Origin of the sequence: Roseovarius sp. EC-HK134 (genome assembly GCF_902498815.1) — a bacterium.
Taxonomy (GTDB): Bacteria; Pseudomonadota; Alphaproteobacteria; order Rhodobacterales; family Rhodobacteraceae; genus Roseovarius; species Roseovarius mucosus_A.
This window is the reverse complement of the sequence record NZ_LR701542.1, coordinates 191,067-215,966: the sequence shown is the minus strand read 5'-3', so window position 1 is coordinate 215,966 and position 24,900 is coordinate 191,067. Positions and strand designations below refer to the sequence as shown.

Annotated in this window: 24 protein-coding genes and 4 pseudogenes; 4 read left to right on the top strand and 24 right to left on the bottom strand. The window is 59.6% G+C overall.

Annotated features, from left to right (window positions below; all coding sequences use genetic code 11):
- Positions 1 to 37 precede the first annotated feature (37 nt).
- The 9 genes and pseudogenes from GC127_RS02360 to GC127_RS02325 form a co-directional block, all read right to left on the bottom strand.
- Entirely contained in the window at positions 38 to 193 is a 156-nt protein-coding gene (locus GC127_RS02360; protein WP_151976114.1) for a StaA, read from the bottom strand.
- Positions 183 to 347 (bottom strand): hypothetical protein, encoded by a 165-nt coding sequence (locus GC127_RS22675; RefSeq protein WP_199861156.1) that lies wholly within the window; start codon positions 345 to 347, stop codon positions 183 to 185. Before GC127_RS22675 ends, GC127_RS02360 begins: the two co-directional genes overlap by 11 nt.
- A gap of 94 nt (positions 348 to 441) precedes the next feature.
- Positions 442 to 960 carry a type II toxin-antitoxin system YhaV family toxin gene (locus GC127_RS02355; protein WP_151976115.1) on the bottom strand — a complete coding sequence of 173 codons (519 nt, stop codon included), beginning with the start codon at positions 958 to 960 and terminating at the stop codon, positions 442 to 444.
- On the bottom strand, positions 957 to 1,283 hold the full coding sequence (locus GC127_RS02350; RefSeq protein WP_067626523.1) for a type II toxin-antitoxin system PrlF family antitoxin: 327 nt from the start codon (positions 1,281 to 1,283) through the stop codon (positions 957 to 959). Before GC127_RS02350 ends, GC127_RS02355 begins: the two co-directional genes overlap by 4 nt.
- A gap of 124 nt (positions 1,284 to 1,407) precedes the next feature.
- The gene (locus GC127_RS02345; RefSeq protein WP_067626524.1) at positions 1,408 to 2,061 is read right to left on the bottom strand and encodes a hypothetical protein; all 654 of its coding nucleotides are present in this window, start codon (positions 2,059 to 2,061) and stop codon (positions 1,408 to 1,410) included.
- Positions 2,061 to 2,654: a regulator gene (locus GC127_RS02340; RefSeq protein WP_151976116.1), complete on the bottom strand. Its 594-nt coding sequence runs from the start codon at positions 2,652 to 2,654 to the stop codon at positions 2,061 to 2,063. The genes GC127_RS02345 and GC127_RS02340 overlap by 1 nt, the downstream gene beginning before the upstream one ends.
- 72 nt (positions 2,655 to 2,726) lie before the next feature.
- Positions 2,727 to 4,709 carry a ParB/RepB/Spo0J family partition protein gene (locus GC127_RS02335; protein WP_151976117.1) on the bottom strand — a complete coding sequence of 661 codons (1,983 nt, stop codon included), beginning with the start codon at positions 4,707 to 4,709 and terminating at the stop codon, positions 2,727 to 2,729.
- Between the two features lie 466 nt (positions 4,710 to 5,175).
- Positions 5,176 to 6,207 (bottom strand): IS110 family transposase, encoded by a 1,032-nt coding sequence (locus tag GC127_RS02330; protein WP_151976118.1) that lies wholly within the window; start codon positions 6,205 to 6,207, stop codon positions 5,176 to 5,178.
- A 214-nt stretch (positions 6,208 to 6,421) separates the two neighbouring features.
- A pseudogene (locus GC127_RS02325) lies at positions 6,422 to 6,526 on the bottom strand (DUF3768 domain-containing protein); the annotation flags it as partial.
- A 66-nt stretch (positions 6,527 to 6,592) separates the two neighbouring features.
- Between GC127_RS02325 and GC127_RS23325 the strand changes: the two are divergent.
- Positions 6,593 to 7,732: an IS110 family transposase gene (locus tag GC127_RS23325; RefSeq protein ID WP_199861163.1), complete on the top strand. Its 1,140-nt coding sequence runs from the start codon at positions 6,593 to 6,595 to the stop codon at positions 7,730 to 7,732.
- Between the two features lie 246 nt (positions 7,733 to 7,978).
- Here GC127_RS23325 and GC127_RS23320 read toward each other — a convergent pair.
- From GC127_RS23320 to GC127_RS02300, 4 genes and pseudogenes are all read right to left on the bottom strand, one after another.
- Positions 7,979 to 8,275 (bottom strand): annotated as a pseudogene (locus GC127_RS23320) (DUF3768 domain-containing protein); the annotation flags it as partial.
- Positions 8,276 to 8,362: 87 nt separating this feature from the next.
- Positions 8,363 to 8,573, bottom strand: a pseudogene (locus GC127_RS23035) (DUF6330 family protein).
- 23 nt (positions 8,574 to 8,596) lie between these two features.
- Positions 8,597 to 9,538 (bottom strand): ArdC family protein, encoded by a 942-nt coding sequence (locus GC127_RS02305; RefSeq protein ID WP_151976119.1) that lies wholly within the window; start codon positions 9,536 to 9,538, stop codon positions 8,597 to 8,599.
- A 40-nt stretch (positions 9,539 to 9,578) separates the two neighbouring features.
- Positions 9,579 to 10,064, bottom strand: a pseudogene (locus GC127_RS02300) (hypothetical protein).
- A 277-nt stretch (positions 10,065 to 10,341) separates the two neighbouring features.
- Between GC127_RS02300 and GC127_RS02295 the strand changes: the two are divergent.
- Entirely contained in the window at positions 10,342 to 11,544 is a 1,203-nt protein-coding gene (locus tag GC127_RS02295; protein WP_151976286.1) for a Fic family protein, read from the top strand.
- Between the two features lie 212 nt (positions 11,545 to 11,756).
- Here the strand turns inward: GC127_RS02295 and repC are convergent, their stop codons facing one another.
- The 4 genes from repC to GC127_RS02275 all read right to left on the bottom strand — a co-directional run bounded on the left by repC (position 11,757) and on the right by GC127_RS02275 (position 16,468).
- Positions 11,757 to 12,812: a plasmid replication protein RepC gene (repC, locus tag GC127_RS02290; RefSeq protein WP_151976120.1), complete on the bottom strand. Its 1,056-nt coding sequence runs from the start codon at positions 12,810 to 12,812 to the stop codon at positions 11,757 to 11,759.
- A gap of 238 nt (positions 12,813 to 13,050) precedes the next feature.
- A complete protein-coding gene (gene repB / locus GC127_RS02285) occupies positions 13,051 to 14,019 on the bottom strand; it encodes a plasmid partitioning protein RepB (protein ID WP_254699961.1) in 969 nt (322 codons plus the stop codon).
- Positions 14,019 to 15,218, bottom strand: a complete 1,200-nt coding sequence (gene repA / locus GC127_RS02280) for a plasmid partitioning protein RepA (protein ID WP_009807965.1) — start codon at positions 15,216 to 15,218, stop codon at positions 14,019 to 14,021. Before repA ends, repB begins: the two co-directional genes overlap by 1 nt.
- 341 nt (positions 15,219 to 15,559) lie before the next feature.
- The gene (locus GC127_RS02275; RefSeq protein ID WP_151976122.1) at positions 15,560 to 16,468 is read right to left on the bottom strand and encodes a recombinase family protein; all 909 of its coding nucleotides are present in this window, start codon (positions 16,466 to 16,468) and stop codon (positions 15,560 to 15,562) included.
- Between the two features lie 322 nt (positions 16,469 to 16,790).
- Between GC127_RS02275 and GC127_RS02270 the strand changes: the two genes are divergently transcribed.
- Positions 16,791 to 18,611, top strand: a complete 1,821-nt coding sequence (locus GC127_RS02270) for a M3 family oligoendopeptidase (RefSeq protein WP_037297469.1) — start codon at positions 16,791 to 16,793, stop codon at positions 18,609 to 18,611.
- A gap of 106 nt (positions 18,612 to 18,717) precedes the next feature.
- On the opposite strand, the gene GC127_RS02265 is transcribed toward GC127_RS02270, so the two are convergent.
- The 4 genes from GC127_RS02265 to GC127_RS02250 all read right to left on the bottom strand — a co-directional run bounded on the left by GC127_RS02265 (position 18,718) and on the right by GC127_RS02250 (position 22,281).
- Positions 18,718 to 18,987 carry a DksA/TraR family C4-type zinc finger protein gene (locus tag GC127_RS02265; RefSeq protein ID WP_151976123.1) on the bottom strand — a complete coding sequence of 90 codons (270 nt, stop codon included), beginning with the start codon at positions 18,985 to 18,987 and terminating at the stop codon, positions 18,718 to 18,720.
- A gap of 64 nt (positions 18,988 to 19,051) precedes the next feature.
- The gene (locus GC127_RS02260; protein ID WP_151976124.1) at positions 19,052 to 20,131 is read right to left on the bottom strand and encodes an alpha/beta hydrolase; all 1,080 of its coding nucleotides are present in this window, start codon (positions 20,129 to 20,131) and stop codon (positions 19,052 to 19,054) included.
- 66 nt (positions 20,132 to 20,197) lie between these two features.
- The gene (gene rpoH / locus GC127_RS02255; protein ID WP_008280634.1) at positions 20,198 to 21,094 is read right to left on the bottom strand and encodes an RNA polymerase sigma factor RpoH; all 897 of its coding nucleotides are present in this window, start codon (positions 21,092 to 21,094) and stop codon (positions 20,198 to 20,200) included.
- 158 nt (positions 21,095 to 21,252) lie between these two features.
- Complete coding sequence (locus GC127_RS02250; protein ID WP_151976125.1) at positions 21,253 to 22,281, bottom strand: RluA family pseudouridine synthase; 1,029 nt, start codon at positions 22,279 to 22,281, stop codon at positions 21,253 to 21,255.
- On the opposite strand from GC127_RS02250, the gene GC127_RS02245 reads away from it, so the two are divergent.
- Positions 22,280 to 22,591: a DUF6476 family protein gene (locus GC127_RS02245; protein ID WP_151976126.1), complete on the top strand. Its 312-nt coding sequence runs from the start codon at positions 22,280 to 22,282 to the stop codon at positions 22,589 to 22,591. The genes GC127_RS02250 and GC127_RS02245 overlap by 2 nt on opposite strands.
- 135 nt (positions 22,592 to 22,726) lie before the next feature.
- Here the strand turns inward: GC127_RS02245 and GC127_RS02240 are convergent, their stop codons facing one another.
- The 3 genes from GC127_RS02240 to GC127_RS02230 are packed head-to-tail and all read right to left on the bottom strand — an operon-like array spanning position 22,727 to position 24,899.
- Entirely contained in the window at positions 22,727 to 23,071 is a 345-nt protein-coding gene (locus GC127_RS02240) for a hypothetical protein (RefSeq protein WP_151976127.1), read from the bottom strand.
- Between the two features lie 17 nt (positions 23,072 to 23,088).
- Positions 23,089 to 23,796 carry a tetratricopeptide repeat protein gene (locus GC127_RS02235; protein ID WP_151976128.1) on the bottom strand — a complete coding sequence of 236 codons (708 nt, stop codon included), beginning with the start codon at positions 23,794 to 23,796 and terminating at the stop codon, positions 23,089 to 23,091.
- Positions 23,793 to 24,899, bottom strand: coding sequence for a Rieske (2Fe-2S) protein (locus tag GC127_RS02230; RefSeq protein WP_151976129.1), 1,107 nt, complete (start codon positions 24,897 to 24,899; stop codon positions 23,793 to 23,795). Before GC127_RS02230 ends, GC127_RS02235 begins: the two co-directional genes overlap by 4 nt.
- Position 24,900: the final 1 nt, after the last annotated feature.

Below are 24,900 nucleotides of genomic sequence, written 5' to 3'. Positions count from 1 at the left end.
GTGACGTAGTCAGACTGCGCTGACCTCCAAGGCTTGGTCAGGACTTGGGTTCGACCTCCCGTTTCGCATCAATCAATGCCTGTGCGGCCTGCATCACCTGAACTTGAGATGTTCCCGTGCATTCCTCCTCCTCCAGCGCGGCCTGCACCTTCGCGCGAAACCACGCGTCATACGAATTGACATCAGCCGCCACGGAAATGCTCCTCGAGCCCGATATCCAGCAGCTTGCCGAGGTCATCGGGCATGTCTGCAACGCGCACAGCAATTGGGAAACGGTGCCCCGTCAGGTCAGGCGCGCATTGCTCCTCTAGCCCGAGGTGCTGCCTATCCTTTTCCGTCTCATTCATTGTGCTTTCTCCGACCGCATTATCAGCCGATGCTACATCTTCGAGCGTGGCGTCGTAAACGATAATGCCAAAGGGTCACAGCAAGCTGGCCCACTTACCGATCGGGCACCGCTTCAAGGGATTTCTCGAATCGCTTGCCTGCCGCTGCAGCTTCTTTCAAGAGCGCGTCGAAATTGTCAGGTGGGTTGCCATCTTCCAGCATCCCTTTGAACGTCGCATAGGCATCCGTCTTGCTGCCGTAGGCGCGCAGGGTCTTGTCGTCGTTCACCCAGGCCACCACGATGACCTTCGCATCGCTGTTGAACCGATAGAACAGCCGATACTGCTGGAAGAATTTCGCCCGGAACCAATGCTTGCGGTGATCGCCGAGTGTGCCGCCTTGCCGGAAGGCGGCGGCACCCGGATCTGCCGGTATGGCCTCGGTGACCAGCTTGAAGATGGCGGCCAGCCGTTTCGTCGGGTTTTTCTTGCGCCAGGTCTTGGGATCGCGTGCCTTACGCGCCTCGACCTCTTCAATCAGCCCTTCGAGCTGATCCAGAAAGAGCGGATGCGCATAAATCGACCATCCGTTTACGACAAGGGGCGCCCCTGCGGGCACGCTATCGCCGCTCATTCATCCTCGAGCGATAGCGGCGCATCGAGATCGACGTTAACGTCTCCGACCAGTGCTGCAAGACGGTCATGCAAAGCCCCATCGAACGCCCGAATGCGGTCCGGATGCGCCTTGATATCGGCCTCGACAAAATCGAGAAAGGCTCCGAGCACGGGATCTTCCTCGTCGCTGCGCACGGGCTCGATATAGACCCTGCCACTCGGCTCGGTGCAGTAACGAATCTGGTCGCCCTTGCCCAGCTTGAGCTGTTTGCGCACACCCGCCGGCACGGTCGTCTGATACCGATCCGTGAGTTTCGAGACATCTTGTGCGAGGGCTGTCATGGCAGTCTCCTGAAGAAAAGGTTCTTTGCTGCCCGCGATAGGTAATGCATTTGCATTGCCTTGTCAAGACAAGCCGCAGCATCTGCTGTCGCCGGGCAGGTCGATGAACCGTCCGGCGCAGGACCTAATTTCGCCCCGCCAGGAACTCCGCCAGCACCGGGCTAGCCGCACCTTTCGCGGAGCTGAGCAGCTCCGAGCCCGCAAGCGAGGCCTTCGACAGGCGTACGAGCCCACCAGTTTCCTCGATGCGGTAGCAGCGGCGCTTTTGCCGCCCGCGCCTGTAGTGGGTCGCGGTGACAATCTGGCAGGTACTGCCATCGGTGAGCGTCACAGGTGCTGCGAGCTTGATCTTGTCGCCTTCCTCGTAGTCCGGGATCGCAGCCCAGTCCTGGCAGCGCTGGCGCCAGGCATGAGCATAGCTGTCTGGGTCTTTCAGCTCGGACAGCAGGGCCAATAGGCTCAGTGGCGCGCGGGATTCGACCGGTCCCGCGCTTTCCTCCATGTCCTTGTAGCCCCAGCAGCCGTCATCATATCGGGTAAGGAATACGGCGGCGAAAGTGATGGAGCCATCCGCATCGGTGACATAGGTCGTGTCTTCGACAGGGGTGCCGTCGATATTTGTGACCTTTGCCGCCGCGTACCAAGTCGAACCCACCTTGCAGGCTTTGACCAGTTCCGTCTTGCGCCTTTCGCCCTCGAAGGTGCACAGCCGAGCAATCTCCGCTTTCTCATCCGCGTAGGTCTGGACGCGGCCGTCGGTGTAGCAGAGCCAACCCATCACGCCGCCCTCCGGTCATCGATTTCCATCAGCGCATCGAGCGGCACGCGGTAGGGCTGCATGGCGTCGAAATCCTCGCAATTGCCGCAGTTCTGCACGATCGCGAAGGTATCGCAGGCATCCTTGAGGATGACCCGGAAGGTGCCGCCGAGGCCTGACGGCACCTCGTAGGTCCCGCCGATGAGATAATCCGAGGCCCGGCGCACGAAGACGCGGATGCTGTGGCCATCGGTGGCGAGCCGGATCGCACCCCGCCCCCGGTCGATGAGCACCTGCACGTCATCCAGGATGTCGGTGTAAAACTGGCCGGTCAGATCGCGAAACGCCATGCGGCGCTGCGCCATCCAGTCGGTGTCCCGAAACGGGTTCATGCCGTCGGCGAAGGCGAAAGAGGGATCGGCCTGTTCGGTGGTGACGATTCGGGTGGTCGTGCCATCGATGCCGTTTGAGCGCAGATGCACACCATTGCCGACGATCAGGATCAGGGCGGGCCTGTCCACGGGCCCGTTCCAGTTGGGCAGGAAGGTTTTGCAGTCGCGCGCATGGGCGATCTGTGCCGCAACAGCGGACGCAGAGAACTTGAGAATAGCCATGAGGATGTCTTTCGGTTGGGTGTGGGAGGGTCGACCCGCGCGGGGAATGCCTCGCGCGGGTCGCGTGAGGACTCAGGCCGCTTGCGCGACCTCGCTGTCAGGCTCGGGGGCTTCCGCAGCGGGCTCCGCCTCATCACAGGCGACACCGGCGGTCTGCATCATGGGCGGGCACCAGGCGGCCACGGCAGCGCGCTGCGCGTCCGTGAGCGTGGCGAAGGGCTCGGCGAAGAGCTTGTCACAAAAGGCGACGATCTCCTTCTTGCTCGACGAGGCCAGCGTCACCGCCTCCTGGGCGAGACCCAGATCCTCGCCGAGGATCTTCAGGAGCCAAGCCTTCTTGAAGCGATTGAAGAGCGCCGCATTCGGCGTCCAGTGGGCGCGGATGTCGGGCATGATCTCGATCTCCAACGCATGCATCAGGCTGTCGCGCTGGCGGTCCCGCGCGAAGCAGGACTGCGTGGTGCTGGCGGTTGCAAAGGCGACGAGCTTGGCCTTCTCGCCTGCCTCCAGCGCGCGGAACGCCGCGAACTGATCGGCGGGCGGGCGGGTATCATCGAGCCACGAGAGGTCCAGCGCATCATGCGCCGCCGCCACCTGCTCAAGCGAGGTCTCGTCGATCTCGTCCATCTTGGCGTGGTTGCGGTATTCCTTGCGGGCATCGATCTTGATCGCCTGCGTGACACTCATGCCGCTGGCCAGAACGTCGCTCACCAGCTTGAAGAGCGTCAGATCGAGCGTGGCCTCCGGATGCAGCGCCATCGCGGCGCCGAGGGCCATGGCCCGCTCGGTCTTGAGGTCCTCGGCCAGCGAGGCCGGGTAGGTGATTTCGCCCGGGTCCGGGGCCTCCTCCCCGGTTGGGCTAGCCGAGGAGCCGCGCGCGCCCTCCTCTTTGACGGTGTCTTCCGGGCGGACGAGACCAACATGGAGCGTGATCTGCCCACCCTGCCACGAGGCTATCACCCCAGATCGCGCTAGGTCCTCGGCGCTGTAGGCCTCCTGCAGGTCGCGGGCTTCCTCTTCCAGAGCGTCGACGCGGTCGTAAAGGGCATTGTAGGCACCGTCCTCGAGCCCCTCGTCCTCCATTTCGAGCTGCAATTTCTCAAGCTCGGCGGTGATTTCATCCACGCGCTTCTGGGCGGCCTCGTCGGGCTCGATCGGGCCGGGATAGACGCGGCCGTAGTCGGCCATTGTCGCGTAATCATACCGCACCATCGCATCGGCCCAGGCAAAGCCCAGCCTCGTGCGGGCCTCTTCGGCAGCCGCACCGAGCTTCTCGAGCAAGATGGTCTCGACCAGTGCTGCATCCTCGAGCACGGAATGTTCTTCCAGAAGATCGGCCGCGACGGCGCCGCCCCGCGCCTCGTAGTCCGCGCGCACGAAGGCCCCGATATCGTCGCTGACCTGCACGCCGCGGGATTTGAGCGCCTGTCGAACGGTATAGGCCTGCAGATAGCCTCCGTCCTTCGTGAGCGCCTCGAAGACCTCGCGCTGCGCCTCCTGGCTCGGGTGCTCGGCAAAGGCTTTCATCGTGTCGAGCGTGATCACCTTGCCCCGTGCCGCGGCGCGGATGTCGGGGTGGATAAGGCCATAGCGCAACCGGCCTTTCACGGCGGCCACCGTGGTACCGAAGGTCTTTGCGATGGTCTCGGGCGTCTGGCCGTCGACCTCCATCATCCGCGCGAAAGCCTCGAACTCGTCGATTGCGTTCATCGGTGCCTGGGTGATGTTCTCGGCAAGCGACAGCGCAGTGGTGACGTCACAGTCGTCAGGGACAAGGCGGCAGTCGACTTTGGTTTTCGCCATGAACCCCTTGGTGGCCTTGTCGGCGACCAGCTCCTTCAGCGCAGCATGGCGTCGGCCACCGGCGAGGACAGCATATTTGCCGTCAAGCTTCTGGACCAAGAGCGGCTGGAGCAGGCCCAGCACAGCGATGCTGGCCTTCAGATGCGCGATGTTCTCGGGATCATAGGTTTCCGGCGCGTTGCTGCGCACATTGGCAGGATGCGGGACCAGATCGCCGATGGCGACGGTGAGAGGGGCAAAGCTTGTGGTCATGGGATATCCTTCCAGGTGGGTGAGGTGTGGCCCGCGCCTTCACGCGCGTAACCAATCCCCGGCTTCAGGGATCACCACGACAAAAGGCCCGCTTCCGTAATGGGGCGGGCCTCTGTCAAGGGTTTCGGGCAAGTCAAAAATCCCGGCGAAGATCTCATTCCTCACCAAGTTTAAGACACAAATTCAAAAGCTTACTTTTCCTTTTTCACTGCAACCGCACATCAGGACTGAGGGACACCCCCTACCCGGGCTTCGTTCTTCCGTCCGTAGTCAGCCTCATAGCTGCCACTCTATGCCTGGTCCAAATCTGGTCCTGGGTGCCCATCTTTCCCGCGTATTCAGCATTTGCTGATAACTTGCGGGCCTTCGGCATCTCCAGGAACCTCGTCCCGGCAAGGGACCTCGACGTACCTGTCATGAGGCGCAGCTCAACCCTCCGCTCTGAATTGTCCTTGAAGCTTCCCGCTCATGCAGTCGCGCCGGAGTTCTGCGTGTAGCGGAACGGCGTGCCGTCTATCCACATGCGGTGCAAGACGACGCCAATGCGTCGAGCAAGTGCAATCATGGACCTCTTCGCTCCACGCCTGTGCGCTACTTTAAGTGCCCAAGATTGCAGCCAGTTCGGGGCACCACGGTGCATCAGGATCATCGCTGCCTGATACAACGCGGTTCGAAGCCCGCGATCACCGGCTCGCGTGATTTGTCCAACGATGTCCATCTCTCCGGATTGCGTGCGCCTTGGCGTAAGCCCCGCCCACGGTCCGACATCCTTCGACCGCGCAAAGCGGGTCGGATCATCAATCGCAGATTTGACTGTCAGAGCGACGATCGGACCGACACCCGGCATCGTCATCATCAAACGGCAAACATCGTCGTGTTTTGCCAGACCCGCGATTTTGGCATCCAAGTCAGCCAACTCGGCGCGCAACTGGGAACGCGCGCGCAGAAGAGCCTCAGTCGACGCGGACAGGATCTCATTCTGCTCAACCAGTTCCCTCACCCGGGCCTCGTACCTAATCCGGGTGACATGCCCCAGCTTCATGCCAAAGTTTCGCAGAACACCCCGCATCGAAAGCTCAAGGTTGATGATGGCCTGCTGAACTGACTTGCGCGCCGTCAGCAACGCGCGGATTTCCTGGGAGGACACAGATTTGCGGTGCACGGGCCTGTACCATCCCATTTGAAGCAAGCGCGCAATGCCCTGGGCATCGCGCCTGTCGGTCTTGATCGGCATGGCTTTCAAGGCTGCCTTCACCAATCGTGTTTCCATCATGACCACGTCAAAGCCAGCTTCTTCCATTCCCTTGCTCAGCCATTGGGACAAAGGTCCGGCTTCGAGCCCGATCGCATCGATCGAATATGACAATGACGCTATTGCACGTACCAATGCCTCAGGCTCGCTCTCCGCCTGTAATTCTTCAACGATCCTCCCCTGTGGCCCCAGCACACAAATCGCAGTGCTTGCCAGAGATACATCCAATCCGATAAATACATTCATGTCGTTGCCCTTCTATTCTTAGGAATTGAGGCGCAGGAAAGATACGACCTCGTAGACGCGCTGCAGGCGCATCAAGGGCAACGGCACTTCAGATCATGCTGACAAACAAGCGAAACGTGCTCGATTCGCCGAAAGCCCCATTACGGCATCTTTCCCTTTTGAGGGGCAGCGGGCCTTCATCGTCTCAGATGTCAGGGGGGAGGAGTCCCCTCCCCTACCAGTCGCGCGCCAGCATGATGGTCAGCACGCGCATGGTGGTGGCAGGATTGTCCGGGGTCTCAGCCCCGTAGCGGAAATCCGAGTCTGCTTCATAGAAGTTTCCATGCAGGAGGTTGCGCGAACCGGATAGGTTGGGCGCAGATTCACAAAACGGGAGATTTCCAAGATGATGACACCATCTATTGCGGCGACCTGCTTTGTCGCCATTGATCTGAGCAAATCGAAATGGCTTGTGGCGCTTGATGCGCCGCAATTGGCCAAGATCAAATCCGTGCGTTTGGACGGGTTTGATACGGCAGGACTGATTGATCTGGTTCGAGCGACCGTTGCGGAGGCGAGTGAGCTTTGCGGGCCTCATCAGCGACCTATCGTCTGCTTCGAAACTGGATACGATGGTTTCTGGCTGCAGAGGCTGCTGTCCAGCGAAGGGATCGAAACCTTGGTTTTGGATCCGACCAGCTTTCTCGTGAACCGCAGAGCCCGCCGGGTCAAAACGGATCGCGTCGACGCCGAAGGCATGGTCGTTCTGCTGAAGAACTACTGTTCCGGTGATCGAAAGGCATTCCGAACTGTGCGCGTCCCGACCGTTGCTGAAGAAGACGCCAAACGCTTTCACCGAGAGCGCAAGAGGCTGATGAGCGAGCGCACTGGCCACATCAATCGCATTCGTGCCCTCCTCGCGCTGCAAGGCGTCCGGCATATCAATCCAGCGATGGTCACATGGCGCAAGAAACTGGATGGCCTCGAAACTGCCGATGGCCGCCCTTTCCCCGATCAGCTCATGCGCGAGATCGTGCGCTCTTTCGAACGCTTGGAACTGACGAACAAGATGATCAAGGCTCTGGCGGAGGAACGCGACGAAGCCCTTGCGACTGAATCGGAGCGGTTTCCTGAACACGAGAAGGCCGTGCTGCTCGAAGGGCTTCGCGGTGTTGGACGACACAGTGCGATGCTCTTGTCCGCAGAGGTGTTCGGGCGAGAGTTCAAGAACAGGCGACACCTGTCGTCTTACCTTGGCCTGACGCCCAGCCCTTATTCCAGTGGTGATGTCGAACGAAGCCAGGGTATCAGCAAAGCTGGAAACCGACCGGCGCGCACCCTCGGGATCGAACTGGCGTGGTGCTGGCTGCGGTATCAGCCTCAAAGCGCACTCGCGCGCTGGTTCAGAAAATACACGGCTGAACACCCGGGAGTGAGAAAGAAAGTCGCCATTGTGGCTCTTGCCCGCAAGCTCATCGTGGCCTTGTGGCGATATGTGGAAACGGGACTTGTCCCGTCTGGCGCGGTTCTGAAGGCGGAGGTGTAATACGGGATACTGAAACTTCAGAATAACGCGCAACGCCGGATGGTTGAGTGACCGAGAAGATTGATGGTCTTCACAAACCCTGTAGAAGTTTGGTCCCAACCAAGGCGGCTCCATTCCGGGAACGTGAACGGAAATTTGGTTCGGGCAGCACGCCCACCGTATGCAAGTCGATGCCACTGGAGTGAGCATAATCGAGGAGCCAAACCAGCGTTGCACAGAAAGAAAAGGACTTGAAAATGTAATTTCCTCATGCAGATCGATTTTCCAGAACACGGTCTCGCCCCGGATCTCGACCGCGCCAAAATCGTGCCAGCCTTCCGTGTCATTCTCGGGCTCGAATGTATCAATCGCACCGGTGGCCTTCACCGCCTCGGCCATGAAGTCATCACCAGCCTCCATGAGCGAACGGGTGACATGCATCCGGCCCTGGATGGGCTGGGCGGGCGGCACTCCAAGGCATGCGAGCTTGCGAAACGCGTCGTTTTGCGCAGCGATCACTCTCGGATCCGGACGGTCTGGCTGGGGTTGAACGGTCATGGACATGGGGATCTCCTTTGAGAAGTTGAAACACCCTTCTCAAAGCCCGCTTTTTCTTTTCTGCCTGGCGAAGGGACCGAAGCAGAAGGTGCCCTACCCGAACAGCCCTTTGGGTCTGTAATTCGGGTTGGGGATGGTTTCGATCCAGCCGCCCTGTTCGATGATGCTCTCGAGCGCGGCCGAGAGCGGATAAGCGCCCTCAGACGTGCTCCACCAATAGGCACCGCGCTTGAAGGTGATGATCCGGCTAGCGGCCGTCGTTGAAGCAGGCCACCCGCAGCGTCTTGAGTTCCTTGCATGACATGCGAGTCTCCGTTCTCCGTGTGGTCAGGCGGCCTCGGCACTGCGCCCTGCCCTGCCCGTCTCCGATCTGGCGATCAGATAGTCGCAGGCGCGCTGCGCATCCGCGGCGTGCTTGAAGATCGCACCCTTGTCCGACCGAAGGACGCGCAACCAGTTGTGGAGGTAGGCGGCATTCATCTCGAGCGTATGCGCCGTGAAGCCGAGCGTCTGACCCAGGAACACCGAGGTCAATTCCGCGACGATCTCCTCGCGCGCATAGGACGTGTTGCCAAACTTCGAGAACCCGAAATCACGGTTCAGTCGATGGGGGGCCTTCGTGGCATGGGCCAGCTCATGGGCCCAGACCCCGTAGAAATTGCGCGGGTCCTGGAACCGCGTGATGGACGGCATGTAAACCTTGTCCACGGGCGGCAGGTAGTACGCTTCCGTTCCTGTGAAGACGGTCGTGATGTCGATGGCATCGAAAAACGCCTGCATGTGCGGGATGGGCTCGGACGGCGGATGCTCGGGCACGGGCTCCGGGTCAGGGTAGAAACTGTCGGGCAAGCCCTCGATCTGGCAGGCATTGAACACGCGGTAGGATTTCTGGAAGCGGAATATACGGGCTTCCTCGGAGTGATCATCCCCGTCGCTGCGGTCATGCTCATCTGCGCCCGCGTCTTTCCTGCTTTGACCGTAATAAACGACGACAGCAGACTTCTCGCCCTTGCGGACCTTTGCGTCCAACGCATTGGCTTGCGGCAACGTCATCCAGAAGGGAGAGCTGTGGCCCGCCATCACGGTCCGCATCGTCAGCAGGAAGTTGTTCACTCCCTGGTAGGGTTCTCCGCCCACGCGCAGGGGACGAGAGCTGCCACCTGCGGTCCATGGCTTGCGCCACGGCAGGACGCCGCGCTCAATGATACGGATGATTTCGTTTGTGATGGCCTCGGAGGCATCGAATTTGGGCGTGCGGGATCGGGCCATGGCTGGCCTCCTTTCGTGTGGTGGTGAGAGTAAGTGGTGATCAGGCTGACTGATGGGACCGCGGATCGTTGAGGATCCTCGCGCCGAGCCCTTCGACCATGTCGATGTAGGTGGTCAGCAAGACGGACCTGCCAGGGCCCAAGGGTTCAGGGTCGACCGATCCGTTCTGTGTCACCCGCGGCAGGTTCGCGAAGGCGATAACATCGGTGACGGGTCGGATATCGATGAACGGGGTCCCTCGTGCGACCGCAAGAGTGGCCAAGGGAAAACGCTCGATCGGCGCGAGGGTGGACACGATGGTCCAACCAAGATGGATGAACGTGCCGCCCTCTCCGCAGATCACATGGGCATTCGGCAGCTTCGCCGCCTGCCTGAGATAGCCGAGATCACGCAGGACGGTCTGGCGTTCGAGCCGCTGTGCCAGCAACGTCTGGCCAGTTCGGCGGAGTTCCTAGTGCCGCCACCACGAGGCAGCGGTCGCGCGCAGCACGCGTAAGACACCTGTTTGCATTGGAATGCCCTTCATCAGGAACGGCAGACCGGAACCCGGCCCGGACCCATCCGAGGGACTCCAAAGGCCCTCATCCGTCAGTCACAAAACCCGAAGAACACTTTCTCTTTTTCCGGCCCCTTTGGGCACACAACAAAACCGAAAAGCCCGGCCCTTCTGCCGAAGCCATTGATTTCATGCAGCAATTCTAGATCGGCAACCAAGATCGGCAACGCATATCGGCAAAACCTTGCTTGAAAATACGAAATGTGTTTATTTTTCAATTACTTTGCAAACATGGAAGATCGGCAAAATGCTGGAAACACCCGCCAGGATCGAACCCTGCTTCTTCGAGGAGCATATTCCTACAGAACTGGCAGACCTTTCGGTCGACATCCAGAGGGAAGCCACCGGGCTGGGACAAGGGTTGCATCCTGACAGCGCAGCCGAACTTGCCGATCTCGTCCGTGTGATGAACTGCTACTACTCCAACCTGATCGAAGGACACAACACGCGCCCCCGCGACATCGAAAGGGCGCTGGCTGGTGCCGAGCTTGAGGAAGAAACCCGCCCTCTCGCCCTTGAGGCCCGGGCGCACGTGATCGTTCAACGGGCCATCGATGAGATGCATCGCATAGGCACCCTGCCCCGTCCCACATCAGTCGAATTCCTGACTTGGGTCCATAAGAGCTTCTACGACGAGATGCCGGATGAGTTTCGGGTCATCGAACATCCCGACGGCACACAAGAGCCCATCGTTCCGGGACGTATGCGCCAGGATGACGATCGGGAAGTTGCGGTCGGGCGCCACCTACCTCCTTCATCGTCGCGCATTGCGGCATTCATGGACCATTTCGACAAACGGTTTCAGATTGCGGCGCGGTCTTCGAGCGGACGTATCATCGCGATCGCCTCTGCACATCACCGGCTGAACTACATCCACCCTTTCCCGGATGGTAACGGCCGTGTCAGTAGACTGATGTCTCATGCCATGGCCCTCACAGCGGGGATTGGTGGCCAAGGGCTCTGGTCCGTATCACGTGGGCTGGCCCGCGGGCTAACCGATCGGGGCGAGTACAAACGAATGATGGATCTGGCCGACAGTCCACGCCGCGGAGACCGCGACGGACGTGGGAACCTGTCAGAAGCGGCATTGAAGACGTTTAGTGAATGGTTCCTAAAGGTGACGCTCGACCAGATCACCTTCTCAGCAAGATTGTTCGATCTCGGCGGATTGGACCAACGGTATCGTCGTCTCGTTGCAGATACCATCGATGACAAGCGAGCGCCGGAACTAATCTCGGCGGTTCTTCGGCATGGCGCACTGGAACGTGGCGACGCGCAGATTGTGCTCAAGACGTCCGAGCGTACTGCTCGCAACACGCTGAGTAAACTGACTGCCGCCGGATACCTGACGTCCGTCTCGCCGAAGACGCCAGTTCGGTTGGCGTTTCCGTTGGATTATCGAGAGCGGCTCTTTCCAAACCTCTTTGGAGACGGTGACCTCCCACAATAACTTTAGGCATTTAGGGTGTAATGCCTGGCCGCCGATTTCTTCCATGGGCGGCCAGATTTTCATCAAGGCTTGCTCGTGTGTCACTTGTCCACCGTGGTGGACATCTGCTGGTCTGAGATAAACTGAAGAACCACCACGCGCCGCTAGGTGCGCTTGGACAGTTTTGGTTGCCACAAGCGCCGCTTCTCGTTCGAAGTCCACCGCGGTGGACATTAGACAGTTCGCTCATTGGTTTCGGAAAGTCGCTTGATCAAAGCTAATGGATCAAATTGGTTTTGCCTTTGACCCAGGGTGATACTGTGAAAATACGCTCCAAAATCCCTGATGCGTTTTCCAAGCTGTAGCATGATGAAGATCGCGCATGACGCTTTCTGAACTCCTACAGCATTCTTGGCTTTCTCGAAAGTCTCTGGGTGAATGCCCATCATGGGTGCAAGTGTTCGAGCATGGTTTTCAATGTCCAACCAGTTTCTAAGTCTCTCTGTGGAGAACGATGTCGCTTGATCGCAGACTGAGGTCAGCAAGTCTGGTTTCAGGGCCTCAAGGCCTATGTTGCTATCTAAATCTTTTTTTTCTTCTTCAGACTTAGATTGATGCCGGACAGTTTGTCCGTCATTGGCGGGCAATTCCATAGTTTCAGGCGGGTCATCCGGGGTAGACAAACTCTGGCATTCTGCATCTGTATTGGCGAGCAGAGCGTGGTATTCGGGGAGGCTCAGCTTCCTGCGTAGAGCTTTCCGTGCGTGGTTGATGAATGCGTTGCTAGGATCGTGCTCTTCCAAATGGGCGAGCTTTGTAAGGATCTGTTTGCGGACAAATATCCGATCTCGCCGGTTATTCTCCATCTCTTGCGCGATGGCTATAAGCTCGCTCGCACGTTGGAGCAGGGGGGTGAGAGACAATCCATAACTGATGCACTCCCCGCCGGATGAGCGAACGCGGTAGCGCTTTCGGTTCGAGCTGTCATTGCGCTTGATGAATCCGAGTTCAACGAAGCGGTTGATGTGCCTCCGGAGTGTCCGTTCGTCGATTCCGCCAACGCGCTGGCAAAGTGAATTGTTAGACGCAAAAACCGTTTCGCCATGGCCAGGTTTCAGAAAACTGAGCATTGCTTGAAGTGTCTGTATGTGGCCAGGACGTAGACCAAACACGCTGCGTGCATCTCTCAGGGCTCTGAAGATGGTCCAGACGTCGGCTTCAGATGGGGGAAATGAGCCGCGGGTTGCATCAGCACCTGCGGCTTCGATCGAGAGTTTTGTAAATGCCATGGCTTGTTCACGACGACCGTTCGGCCCACAACTTCCCCGTCTCTTTCCTCGAATTTTCGCGGAAAAAGGCAAAAAATATCAGTCCACCGAATCGGTGACTCTTGACCGGTATGCTGGAGGTTGCTACATCAAAGATGCTAATCAGATGATGAGGGCTCTCCAGGGGAAACTTTGGGGGGCTCTTTTCTTTCGGGTCTTCGCTTTTCTCCTCTGCTCGTGTTGCTCTGTGTGGCCTGGGTTAGGACCCAGAGCCTCTCTCATTCCGCCACTGTACGAAGAGTTGCAAAAGCGTAGCTTCCGCGTGCTCTTCGAGCCATTGGCCGAATTCTGGATTGTCCTTCTTGGTGACCTTGAGAGCGATCGCCTTCTCATCGATTGTCAGCGTGCCCAATGAATTGCCGTTCTCATCATTGATGACCGAAGTCAGCCCACGATTGGGCGGCTTCTTGTCGCTACGTGCTTTGCTCGAGCAAGCCGAATAGACCGCTTGGAACTTTTCGGAACTAGGAGTGTCGTCGGGCAGGGCGGCGAGCGCCTCTTTGGCGATGTCCACCAAATCTACCTTCACCGACAAGGCAGCTAGATCACCCCACTGCCGTCGTCCGATCCCATGTGCTGGCCCGATGAGTTGAACAAGACCGTCTGGCAGTTGTTCTATGACGACCCTGTGGTTGGATACGCCTTGCCGGGTCAGACCTAGAGCATCTTGAATGACACCGGGTTTGTACCCGGATTCTTGCATCTCTTTGATAAAAAGAGACTTTTCTATAAAAGACGGATCAAGCCTGAGGTTGTTCTCCTGGCCTTGAGCGATCAGAGATGCGTCATCGTCCAAGGTTCGAACAATTGCCTTGACCGTTCCACCGACCTTACGGATCGCCGCAAGCCTGCGGCGGCCGTAGATGATGCGGTATCTGTCCGGTTGGGCTGATGGACGGACCATGATAGGCACTTGTTGGCCATGCTTGCGAATGCTCTCGGCCAACTCATCGATACTGGAATCTTCCAGTACCAACCGATCGCGCAGCCCATCCATGTCAATCTGATCGGGTTCGATATCGCGAATCGAGTTTGCTGTGATCTCGCGCAAAGAGTCGCGCAATCCTCCAACAGATCCCGGCAGCTTTGCCGCTTTTAGCGGGGTAGGGGAGGGGGCTCCGCTCTCCGTCTCATTCCTTGGAGGCTGGTTGAAGATGTTTCGGGCCATCAGCGACGCCCCCATGCCATTTGGATCGTCTGCTCTAGCTCATCGCCAACGCCATTCACGCTGGTCAGGGCGCGATCAATTGTCTTTCTGATGAATTGGCTTGGATCGACTTCGTAGACGGTCTGCTGGGTCATTCCCGCGTCGGAGATCGCCGTAGACTTCAGCATCGGCTCTGTCATGACCTGACCTGCCAGAATTGATCTCAGGTAGCCTGCCATTTGGGTCTGCGGACCGTCCGACGGTTCATATCTGGTAATCAGGAACTTGACAAAATCCCATGTGACACGCCGACCGATGGCTTCCTCCACGGCCTTGACCGTTTCTGAAGCAAGCTTCAGGAATTGGCTCATGGATGCGATGTCAAGCATGCCAGGTACCACGGTAACCAAAAGCCCCGTCGAGGCTGCCAGCGCAGTCAGGGTTAGAAACCCAAGCTGAGGCGGGCAGTCGATCAGGACGATGTCGTAGTTTGCCTCAACCTCTTCAAGCGCCAAGGCGAGGCGCTCTGCAAAGATGGGCTGTACGCGACGGGCGAGAGCGTTTGCGGTCTCGGTTTCGTACTCCGAGAGCATCAAACCGGCGGGCACCATGTCGAGCTTATGGAAGTAGGTCTTTTGGATGACGTTCGAGAGAGGAACTTGGTCCTCATATCTCAAAGCATCATAGATTGTGCCGCCATCGGCGAACTCAAGCTCGGGCCGAAAGCCGAAAAACGTGGTCAAACTTGCTTGCGGATCGAGGTCTAGGACCAGCACGCGGTAACCGCGCAAGGCATACCTTTGCGCAAGATGAATCGTTGCAGTAGTCTTTGATGAACCGCCTTTGAAGTTGACGACGGATATCACCTGGAGACGATCGCCATCACGTCGACCTGGGCGGTAGCTTTCTGCGTTCTTTCCAGTGCGTCCAAGAACATCGCGCAACTCATCAATCTCTTGGGCTGTGTAGAACCGGTGTCCGCGGTTGTCTGTATGCACTTCCGGGAAGCTGCCGTCCTTGTGCCGGTTGCGCAGGTTAGATGTGCTTACGCGCAGGAGGCCGGCGACTTCGGTGGAACTGAAGCGGCGTAGGGACTTTCGTTCTTCGGGTTCGAAAGCGATCTTCATCTGGCGATCCAAAGACTCAGCCAGATTGTCGGCAAATGCTCCGATATCGGAAGAGCCTATGCCTTGCGTGTATCCAATGTTACGATCATCCATGTCCTGCCGCCCACTCTCGGCCTCTGTTGAGGCTCTTAGTCATTCTGACGGTGTACAGCGTGTCTGACGCGTTTTGCCGTCAGAATGGGAATGCCACGATCCAGTGAGTCCGGCAAGAAGAATCTAAATGTAGTGTGAAAGTTATCCACAACACCTATAGGTGTTGTCGTGTAAAAAACTCATCAAGTCATTGATATAGATATATTAAATGCAGATCTAACCAAATCGAGCCGCTACTCTGTTGAGTTGGCACATTAGCAGCTAACCCCAAGCAACTAATGGCACTTTCTGCCTCCTGCGGAGTTTTCTCCCGGTGAAATTTTTTGGATTCGGGTCAGAAGCTACATCTGATTTTGGCTCGATTCGTACGGCATGAGGCCAAGTCGTTCCGCCCGCTCCAACAGCATTTTCACCGAAGACGGCTGCCATCTTGTTCGGCCACGAGGCGTGCGTTCGCGCATAGATTCCAGCCGTTCACAGATCGCTTGAAGCGTGATGTCGGGATCTGCGCCCTTGATGCCAGCAATAATGGCGGGCAGTCGATCGTCCGTTTCGCGGCGCCCGGCGCGGGCCAGCACCTGGGTAGGCAGGAAGCCGTCGCGGACATAGGCCTTCACAGCGCGCAAGAGACGGCTTTGGGTCCAGCGACGCGCCTCGGGCAGGGGGCCGTTGATAATGCGCACAACGTCTTCCCAGGCCAAGTCGGGGCGCAACCGGCGCACATGGGGCACCCAATCTTGTGCCGTCTCGTTCAGACGCTCCATGTAGCCGTCTTGCCGCGCGAGCCGCACCTTGCGTAGCGCCGCTGGATCGCGGGCGCGTAGGCCCGGGTTCCCGCCGACCCGGCCCTTAGTACGGGCACTCGCCAGCCCCGCCTTGGTACGTTCGCGGATCAGCGCCCGCTCAAACTCGGCCGCGGCGCCCAGAACCTGAAGCGTGAACTTGCCTTGCGGGGATCCGGTGTCGATCGGGTCCTGAATGGAACGAAAGAACGCCCCCTTGGCCTCCAGCCGTTCGATCACCTCCAGCAGATGTGAGAGAGACCGCGCCAGCCGGTCGATCCGAACGACAACCAACGTGTCGCCGCTCTGGACACGTTCGAGTACCCGCGCAAGCACCGGACGCGCGCGATTGCCGCCAGAGCCGTGTTCTTCGAAGATTTCGGCGCATCCCGCAGTTTGCAGGGCCTCAGACTGGGGCAGGGGGGTCTGATCCTCTGTGGATACGCGCGCATAGCCTATCAGGGGCATGAAAATCAGCCGTTTGCAATTTCATATACCGTTATTAAACGACCGTTTGTAAACGAATGCAATGGCGCTCTCTGTGGCCTTGCTCAACGGAAAACCCTTGGTTTCCATAGGCTGAGCGCGACTAGAGAGCCCTCGCCGACCATCACCCGCGCGTGCTATATAAGGAGCGCGGGCGTACTCTGACAAAACCCTTGGGTAACGTGCAGAATTCCAGTATTTTGCACATATGAAGCCTCAAGCGCCTGCGTTGCATGATGAATCGNCCCTTGTGGCCCCCGCCCCCCCGGCCTATGTCTGGGCCATGTCAACAAGAGGTGCTCTCATGCTCAACCTGCCGTTTCCCGTCCGCGATGCCAATGCCAGCTCTGGCAACAGGAACTTGGGCCAACTGCCGGAATGGGACCTGAGCGATCTCTACACCTCTGAGAAAGCCCCCGAACTCAAGCGTGATCTGGACTGGCTGCACAGCGCCTGCGCTGAATTCGCCACCGATTACGAGGGCAAGCTGGCCACGCTCGACGCGGCGGGCCTCTTGGAGTGTATCCGCCGCGACGAGGCGATCAGCACCACGGCGGGGCGCATCATGTCTTATGCAGGGCTGCGCTATTACCAGCTTACGACTGATGGCGGGCGGGCAAAATTCATGTCCGATTGCCAAGAAAAGGTGACGAATTCCACCACCCCGCTGGTGTTCTTCTCGCTCGAACTGAACCGGCTCGACGAGGGCGCGCTGACGGCGATGTATGCCGAAAATGCCGATCTTGCCCGCTACAAGCCGGTGCTCGACCGCATCCGCGCCATGAAACCCTATCAGCTGTCGGATGAGCTTGAGAAATTCCTGCATGATCTGGGCGTGGTGGGCGATGCGTGGGAACGGCTCTTTGACGAGACCATCGCCGGGCTGACCTTTACCGTGGATGGCGACGACCTTACTATCGAGGGCACGCTGAACCTTCTGACCGAACAGGACCGCTCCAAACGCGAATCCGCGGCGCGCGAATTGGCGCGGGTGTTCGGCGAGAATATCCGCACCTTTGCCCGTGTCCATAACACGCAAGCCAAGGAAAAAGAGGTGATCGACCGCTGGCGCAAGATGCCCACGGCGCAGACCGGGCGGCACCTGAGCAACGATGTCGAGCCGGAGGTGGTCGAGGCGCTGCGCAATGCGGTTGTCGCGGCCTATCCCAAGCTCTCGCATCGCTATTACGAGCTCAAGCGCAAATGGCTGGGGCTGGAGCGCATGCAGGTCTGGGACCGCAACGCGCCTCTGCCGATGGAGGCCACGCGCCTTGTCGATTGGGACGAGGCCCGCGATACGGTGATGGGCGCCTATGCCGCCTTTGATCCGCGCATGGCCGATCTCGCGCAGCCGTTTTTCGAGCGGGGCTGGATCGACGCGGGCGTGAAACCGGGCAAGGCGCCGGGTGCCTTTGCCCATCCAACCGTGACCACGGTGCATCCCTATGTGATGCTGAACTACCTTGGCAAACCGCGCGACGTGATGACGCTTGCCCATGAATTGGGCCACGGCGTGCATCAGCGTCTGGCGGCGGATCAGGGCGAATTGCTGTCCTCGACGCCGCTCACTCTGGCCGAAACCGCCAGCGTTTTCGGCGAGATGCTGACCTTCCGCCGCATGCTGGCAGGGGCGCAGACCCAGGCCGAACGCAAGGTGCTGCTCGCGGGCAAGGTTGAGGATATGATCAACACGGTCGTGCGCCAGATCGCCTTCTACGACTTTGAATGCAAGCTCCACGCCGCGCGGCGCGAGGGCGAATTGACCCCCGATGACATCAACGCCCTCTGGATGAGCGTGCAAGCCCAGAGCTTGGGCGAAGCCTTTGATTTCATGGACGGGTATGAAACCTTCTGGGCCTATATCCCGCATTTCATCCACTCGCCCTTCTACGTCTATGCCTATGCCTTTGGCGATGGGTTGGTGAATGCGCTCTATGCGGTCTACGAAGAAAACCCCGACGGCTTTCAAGACAAGTATTTCGATCTGCTCAAGGCGGGGGGCTCCAAGCATCACAAAGAGCTTTTGGCGCCCTTCGGTCTCGATGCCTCGGACCCGGCCTTTTGGGACAAGGGGCTGAGCATGATTTCAGGCATGATCGACGAGTTAGAGGCGATGGAGGGCTAAGCCGCAGGCCTCAGAAATGAGTATTTAAGCCATAAAGAAGCCAAAAGTGGCTTTCATCTGGCCCAAAATACCTCGGGGGGCACGGGGGGCAGAGCCCCCCAACCTTTCACTTCAACTGGCTGTCCTTTGATCCACGCCGGTTGATGCCGCCGCGCGGTTGATGCGCCGCGTCGCGCTCTTGCTGGCAGTCGATGCAGAGCTTGACCCCCGGAATGGCCACGCGCCGCGCCTCGGGGATGGGTTCTTCGCATTCGGCGCACTGGGTCAGGCTCTCGCCCTCTGGCCCACGCCGCGCCTTGAGGCGCGCCAATTCGTCGGAAATCGACGCCTCGATCTGTTCGCTTACCGCGCCGTCGCGCGCCCATCCACCGGCCATGTCGCCTCGCTCCTCTGCCGGGGTCAGTTTACGCCTTGCGCGCGTCCCGTCAATTCCGCGCCGCTCAGGGCAGCAAAACGCGGGGCTTGGGCAGGCTTAGCGTCATATCGCGCACAAACTCGCCGCTGATACCGTTGGTGCCAGCCATGATGCCACGCAAAAAGTCGATGGCGGCAGGCGAGGTCACGGGCACGAAATGGTTGAGGCCAGAGCCATCGGCCAGCGCGGTAAAGTCGATCACCTGAACATCGGGGCGCTGCACCTTGTCGGCGCGGTCGATCATGCCAAGGCGCGGCTTGCGTCCGGTGATAAAGCCCGAGAGCGACAGGGCGCGATCGGCCTTGGTGATGAAAATGAGGAAGGGCTGGGGCAATTCGCCAATCGCCTCGGCCTGCCGGTCGAACACATCGGGATCAATATCGGGCGACATCAGCACCACGCCGCTGATCCGGCGCAGCAAATGGCGGTCTTCGCTTAGGGCAATACTGCGCAGCGCCTCCATCACAAGGCTTGATCCCATGGAATGCGCGAGCAGGAACACCCGGTCGCCCGGCGCGCCCGTCAACTGGCGCAACACCTTTTGCAGATCGTCGCGCGCAAAGAGCACCGAGTCGCGGTCGTAGATATAGCCGCGCGGGTCCCCTGCCGAGGGCCAGGAAAACAGCACGCCGGGCATGGCCGTGTCAAAATCAGTCTGGATCTGGGCCAGCCGATACATCGCCTCGGAGAGGGTGTTGTTATAGCCGTGCACGAAGAGCAGCGTCTCGCGTGTTTCGGGATGGGCGCGGCGCATCGCGCGTTGCATGGCCGCCGCCCCGTCATAGACTTCGGTGCCCGTCACAACAAAATCGGTGGCGGCATCAGGCGGGCCATCGGGCCATTCGATCTGCCCCGGCGTGTGGGTCGGGGGCACCGACACATCCGCCCGGAAGAACCGCAGACCCTCAGGCCGTTCTAGCCCAAAGATCGGCCCGGTCTGATCGAGTTTGCGCCCCGTCGCCACATAAACGGGCTGGATCGTGGCGGCGGGGTTGGGGGCCGCGCGCTCTGCGGTGACGCGCGGGGAACAGGCGGCAAGCAGCAGGATTGCGCCGCCCAGCATCGCGCGCCTGACACTCTCTGCCCAGTTTACACCCTGCCCCATACCCTGCCTCACACGCTCATGTTCGGCGTGAGAGATACGCGCAAAGCCGCGCGCCGCCAAGAGACCTTAGGCCGAGGTCAGCATGCCCTTTTCCTGGGCCAAGGCCCGCATCCGCTTTTGCAGCTTTTCAAAGGCCCGCACCTCGATCTGACGAATGCGCTCGCGGCTCACGTCATATTCGGCGCTCAGATCCTCGAGCGTCACGGTCTCGTCGCTCAGCCGCCGCTGGGTGAGAATGTCGCGCTCGCGCTCGTTGAGCACATCCATCGCCTGCACCAGCAATTCGCGCCGCGCATCCAATTCATCACGCCGCTCGTAATCGCCGGCCTGATCGGCATCCTCATCCTCAAGCCAGTCCTGCCATTGCATAGAGCCTTCGCCCTCGGCCCCGACCGTGGCATTGAGCGAGGCATCCGCACCCGCCATACGCTGGTTCATGCTGATGACTTCGGCCTCGGTCACGCCCAGATCTGTGGCGATCTTTTTGACCACATCGGGCCGCATATCGCCCTCTTCCAATGCGCCGATCTTGGCCTTGGCCTTGCGCAGATTGAAAAACAGCTTCTTCTGCGCCGAGGTGGTGCCCAGTTTCACAAGGCTCCACGAGCGCAGGATATATTCCTGAATGCTGGCACGAATCCACCACATCGCATAGGTCGCCAGACGAAAGCCGCGCTCGGGGTCGAACCGCTTGACCGCCTGCATAAGGCCCACATTCGCCTCGGAAATCACTTCGGCCTGCGGCAGACCGTAACCGCGATAGCCCATGGCGATCTTGGCCGCGAGGCGCAAATGGCTTGTGACCATCTTATGCGCGGCTTCGGTGTCCTGCTCCTCGGCCCAACGCTTGGCCAGCATATATTCTTCTTCCGGCTCCAAAAGCGGGAACTTGCGGATTTCCTGCATATAGCGGTTCAGCCCGCCTTCCGGGGTCGGGGCTGGCAGATTGTTATAATTTCCCACGCTGTCGTCCCTCCTGATGTTTGCATCGTTAACATTCAACTAGGTATGCGCTACTGTCCTTTCAAGACAGCCGTACATGACTATCTTAACGCGCATCTAAGGTGTTTCCGTCGCTGCACCCGTATTGTGACAGGAATTCACAAGATATTGCGCCGCTGTCATGCCCCGCGCAAGGCAGAGAGGAGCGCCAGCATATCCTGAGGCAAGTCCGCCTCGAACCGCAGCGCCGCGCCCGTTCCGGGATGCACAAAGCCCAGAACCGCCGCGTGCAGCGCCTGACGCAGAAATTCCTGCGCCGCCGCGACACCCGCAGGCAAAAGCGCCTTTTCCTTGAGCTTGCGCCGCCCGCCATAGACCGGATCCCCGATCAACCCATGGCCCGCATAGGCCATATGCACCCGGATCTGATGGGTGCGGCCGGTCTCTAGCCAACACTCCATCAGCGCGGCAACGCCGGGCGTGCCGAAGCTCTCGATCACCCGCGCCCGCGTCACCGCATGCCGCCCGCCCTCGAACAGCACCGCCTGCCGCTGCCGGTCGGTTTTGTGGCGCGCAAGGCGCGTGGCGATGCGCAAGATATTGCCGGGCTCAAAGCTGATCCCCCGCAGGCCACGCAGGCGTGGATCGCTTGCCTCGGGCACGCCGTAGACCACGGCGCGATACTGGCGCTCGACGCTATGCGCCTCGAATTGCGCCGCAAGGCCCTGATGCGCGGCATCCGACTTGGCCACCACCAAAAGGCCGCTGGTCTCTTTGTCGATGCGGTGGACAATGCCCGGTCGTTTGGCCCCGCCCACGCCCGAGAGGCTGTCGCCACAGTGATGCAAAAGCGCATTGACCAGCGTGCCCTCGGGGCTGCCGGGGGCGGGATGCACCACCATGCCCGCAGGTTTGTTGACGACGATGAGATCGTCATCCTCATAGACCACCTCTAGCGCGATGGCCTCTGGCGCCATATGGCTCTCGCGCGCCTCGGGCACGACAATCTCGATAAGGTCCCCCGCCTGCACCCGCGCCTTGGCCTCAGACACGACCGCGCCATTGACCCGTACGGCCCCCTCTTCCAGCAGCCGTGCCAGGCGCGTGCGCGACAGCACCGCCGCCTCTGGCACATCGCGGACAAGCGCCTTATCAAGGCGCTGAGGCGGATCATCCCCGATCCGGAAAACAAGCGGGTCCAAGCCCATGAATGACAACTCTCCGCCGGTCAGCCCGGCCACTTTGAAGTTTCTGGCGCGGTTGGTCACGCTGTTGACCGCCACGATGGTTGTCGGCCTCATAGTGATCATCGGCCTCTTTGTCACCCGCTTCTGGGGCGAGGATAGGGGCGCGCTGTCCTTGCCCGACAGCCTGACCCTACCCGAGGGCACCCGTGCCACCGCCTTTACCCAAGGGCCGGACTGGATTGCCATTGTGACTGAGGACAATCGCATCCTGATTTACGATCGCACAGGCAGCACGCTGCGGCAAACCGTGAACATCGAGACGCAGAATTGATACGTTTGGGGGGTGGTGCCGCACCCCTGACTGGACCAAGGGCGCATTGGACCCACGAAGCTATCTGATAACAGCCTTTTAAAACTTATTCAGGTCATCCGTGTTGAGTGTCCCTGAGAACTGACCGGGCTGCGCTCAATCCCCGACCGCGTTTAACGGCTCCAGCAGATCAGCCTTGCTCGGAAGGCTCTCTTTGGAACGAAACAGAATAACCCATTCGGCTGTTCCCTCTGCCTCTAATTGCCCTGAGTCTACGGTCCCGAAGCGCTGAATGAAGAACGCCTTCACAATCTCGGCGGCGCGCGGGGTGCCCGCCGGTTTACCCAGATAGATGAAATCCGCAACATCAAAGCCCATCCGCGACAGCGTCTCAGATGGGGGCACGGGCGACGTCACCACCCCCCACCGCGTACCGTCAGAGTCGAACTCTTTGATGGCATAGAGGAAATCGTATTTGATCTGCTGAACGCTGAACCGCAAAACCGGATCCTTTCAGGTTAATTGGTGCTCACCCGGAACCGAACGTCACCTGCGCCGCCTCGGTGGTCCTGCATCCATTTCTCGACCATCTGATGCCCACGGTGCAGCTCATCTGGCGTCATCTCGGACACGAGACCTTCAAGCATGCTGATCGCGCTGCCCGCGCCGTGCTGAGAGGCCAGCGTCAACCACAAAAACGCCTGCTGACAATCCTTGGCCACGCCAAACCCATTCCTGTAGCTGAACCCAAGCCGCGCCTGCGCCGGGAAATACCCACTTTCGGCAGCCATCCGGTAATACTTGGCCGCGGTTTCGAGATCTTTGTCCACAACCTTGCCCGCAGACAGAAGCGTGGCCGCATTGAACTGCGCACCGGTGTCACCGGCATCGGCGGCGCGGCACAGCCACATCAGACCAGTGCGCGCATCTTCGGTCACGCCGTCGCCCTGAATATACATCACGCCAAGATTTGTCTGCGCCTGAACACTGCCCATCTCGGCGGCCTTGAGACAGCATTTGAACCCCATCTGCTTGTCAACCGCGACCCCGTCGCCATTCATGTGCATGACTGACAGCCAGAACCAAGCGGTCGCATCGCCAGCTTTGGCACAGTCATAAAAGAGGTCATAGGCAGCCTTGAACTTGCCAGCCTCGTAAAGGGCCACCCCATCCATAAGGGTGTCGCCAAGTTTGCCCGAAGGCTCTTGCAGGGAAAGATCGGTCATATCAGATAATGCTCCACGTTGCGGAAAATCGGGATGTCGCTGTCGACCTGCGGCATCTTCACAAAACGCGAGATGAGCGCGTTATGCGCCCACCACGCGGCGATCTGATCCTGCGTCTGATCAACGGCACAGTCCTGGACGCGGTCGCGTGACGCGCTTGACGGGATGCTATCCTGAAGCGCCTCTGCCCCGGTTCCGGCATGCAACAATTCTTTGTGCCAGAACGCCAGACGTTCGGCATCGAGCGGACAGTCCGAGAGGATCTCTATCCGGAACAGGGTTTTCGTGATCGCCGTGTGCTGAAGCGTGATCGCGCAGGTCTCGGCCCCTTGCGTGAGCAGAATGAGGTTGGGAAAAATCCATTGAACCGCGATCTGCGACCCGTCAGACGCGGCTCTGCGGCCCTGCATGGCACGATCCGAAGACGTCAGCATCTCGTCCACGCGGGCCAACATCTGGCCCGAAAACTTCCAATTGGCGTCAAACTCAAGCCATTGACGATGCGCCCGCACGGCATCGGGCCGCATTACCGGCACGGGCAGGGTCAGATCACCTGCCAGATCACTGTCGGCGCCGCCCGGGTCGATGTTGAGGAACAGCAGATCGCCAAGCTGTGCCACGTGAACCGGATGCAGCCGCTCAGGGCGCAGGCCCAGATATTGGTACTTGATGCGGGTATTGTCCGGCCCCTCTCCTGTGGTAATCGGGCCCCGGTCGCGGCTATAGCCGCAAGAGGTGAACGAACAACTGGTGCGCTCACCCTGCTGGCATTGCGTTGGCACCATGCGGCACCCGCCATGTTGCGCCATATTGAACCGTGCCTCTAGGCTGCCATCCTCCATCCGTTGAACGTGGACGCCGTGATAGCCAAGGGTAAAGGGCAGGATATCGCCCTCTGCAGGAATTTCATGGACCGTACCGACAGACACCCAGTCTCGGGTCCAGATGGCCTCGTCTTCAAGGTAGAGAAACTGAAGCGAGCGGTAAGCAACCCGGGGCAGACCGATTGCCTCGCCAAAGGGTCGGCGCACCCTGTCGAACACGCTTGGGTCGCTTAGGTTCACGCCCTCGTCGCGATAGCCAAGGTCAGGTCTGCGTACCATT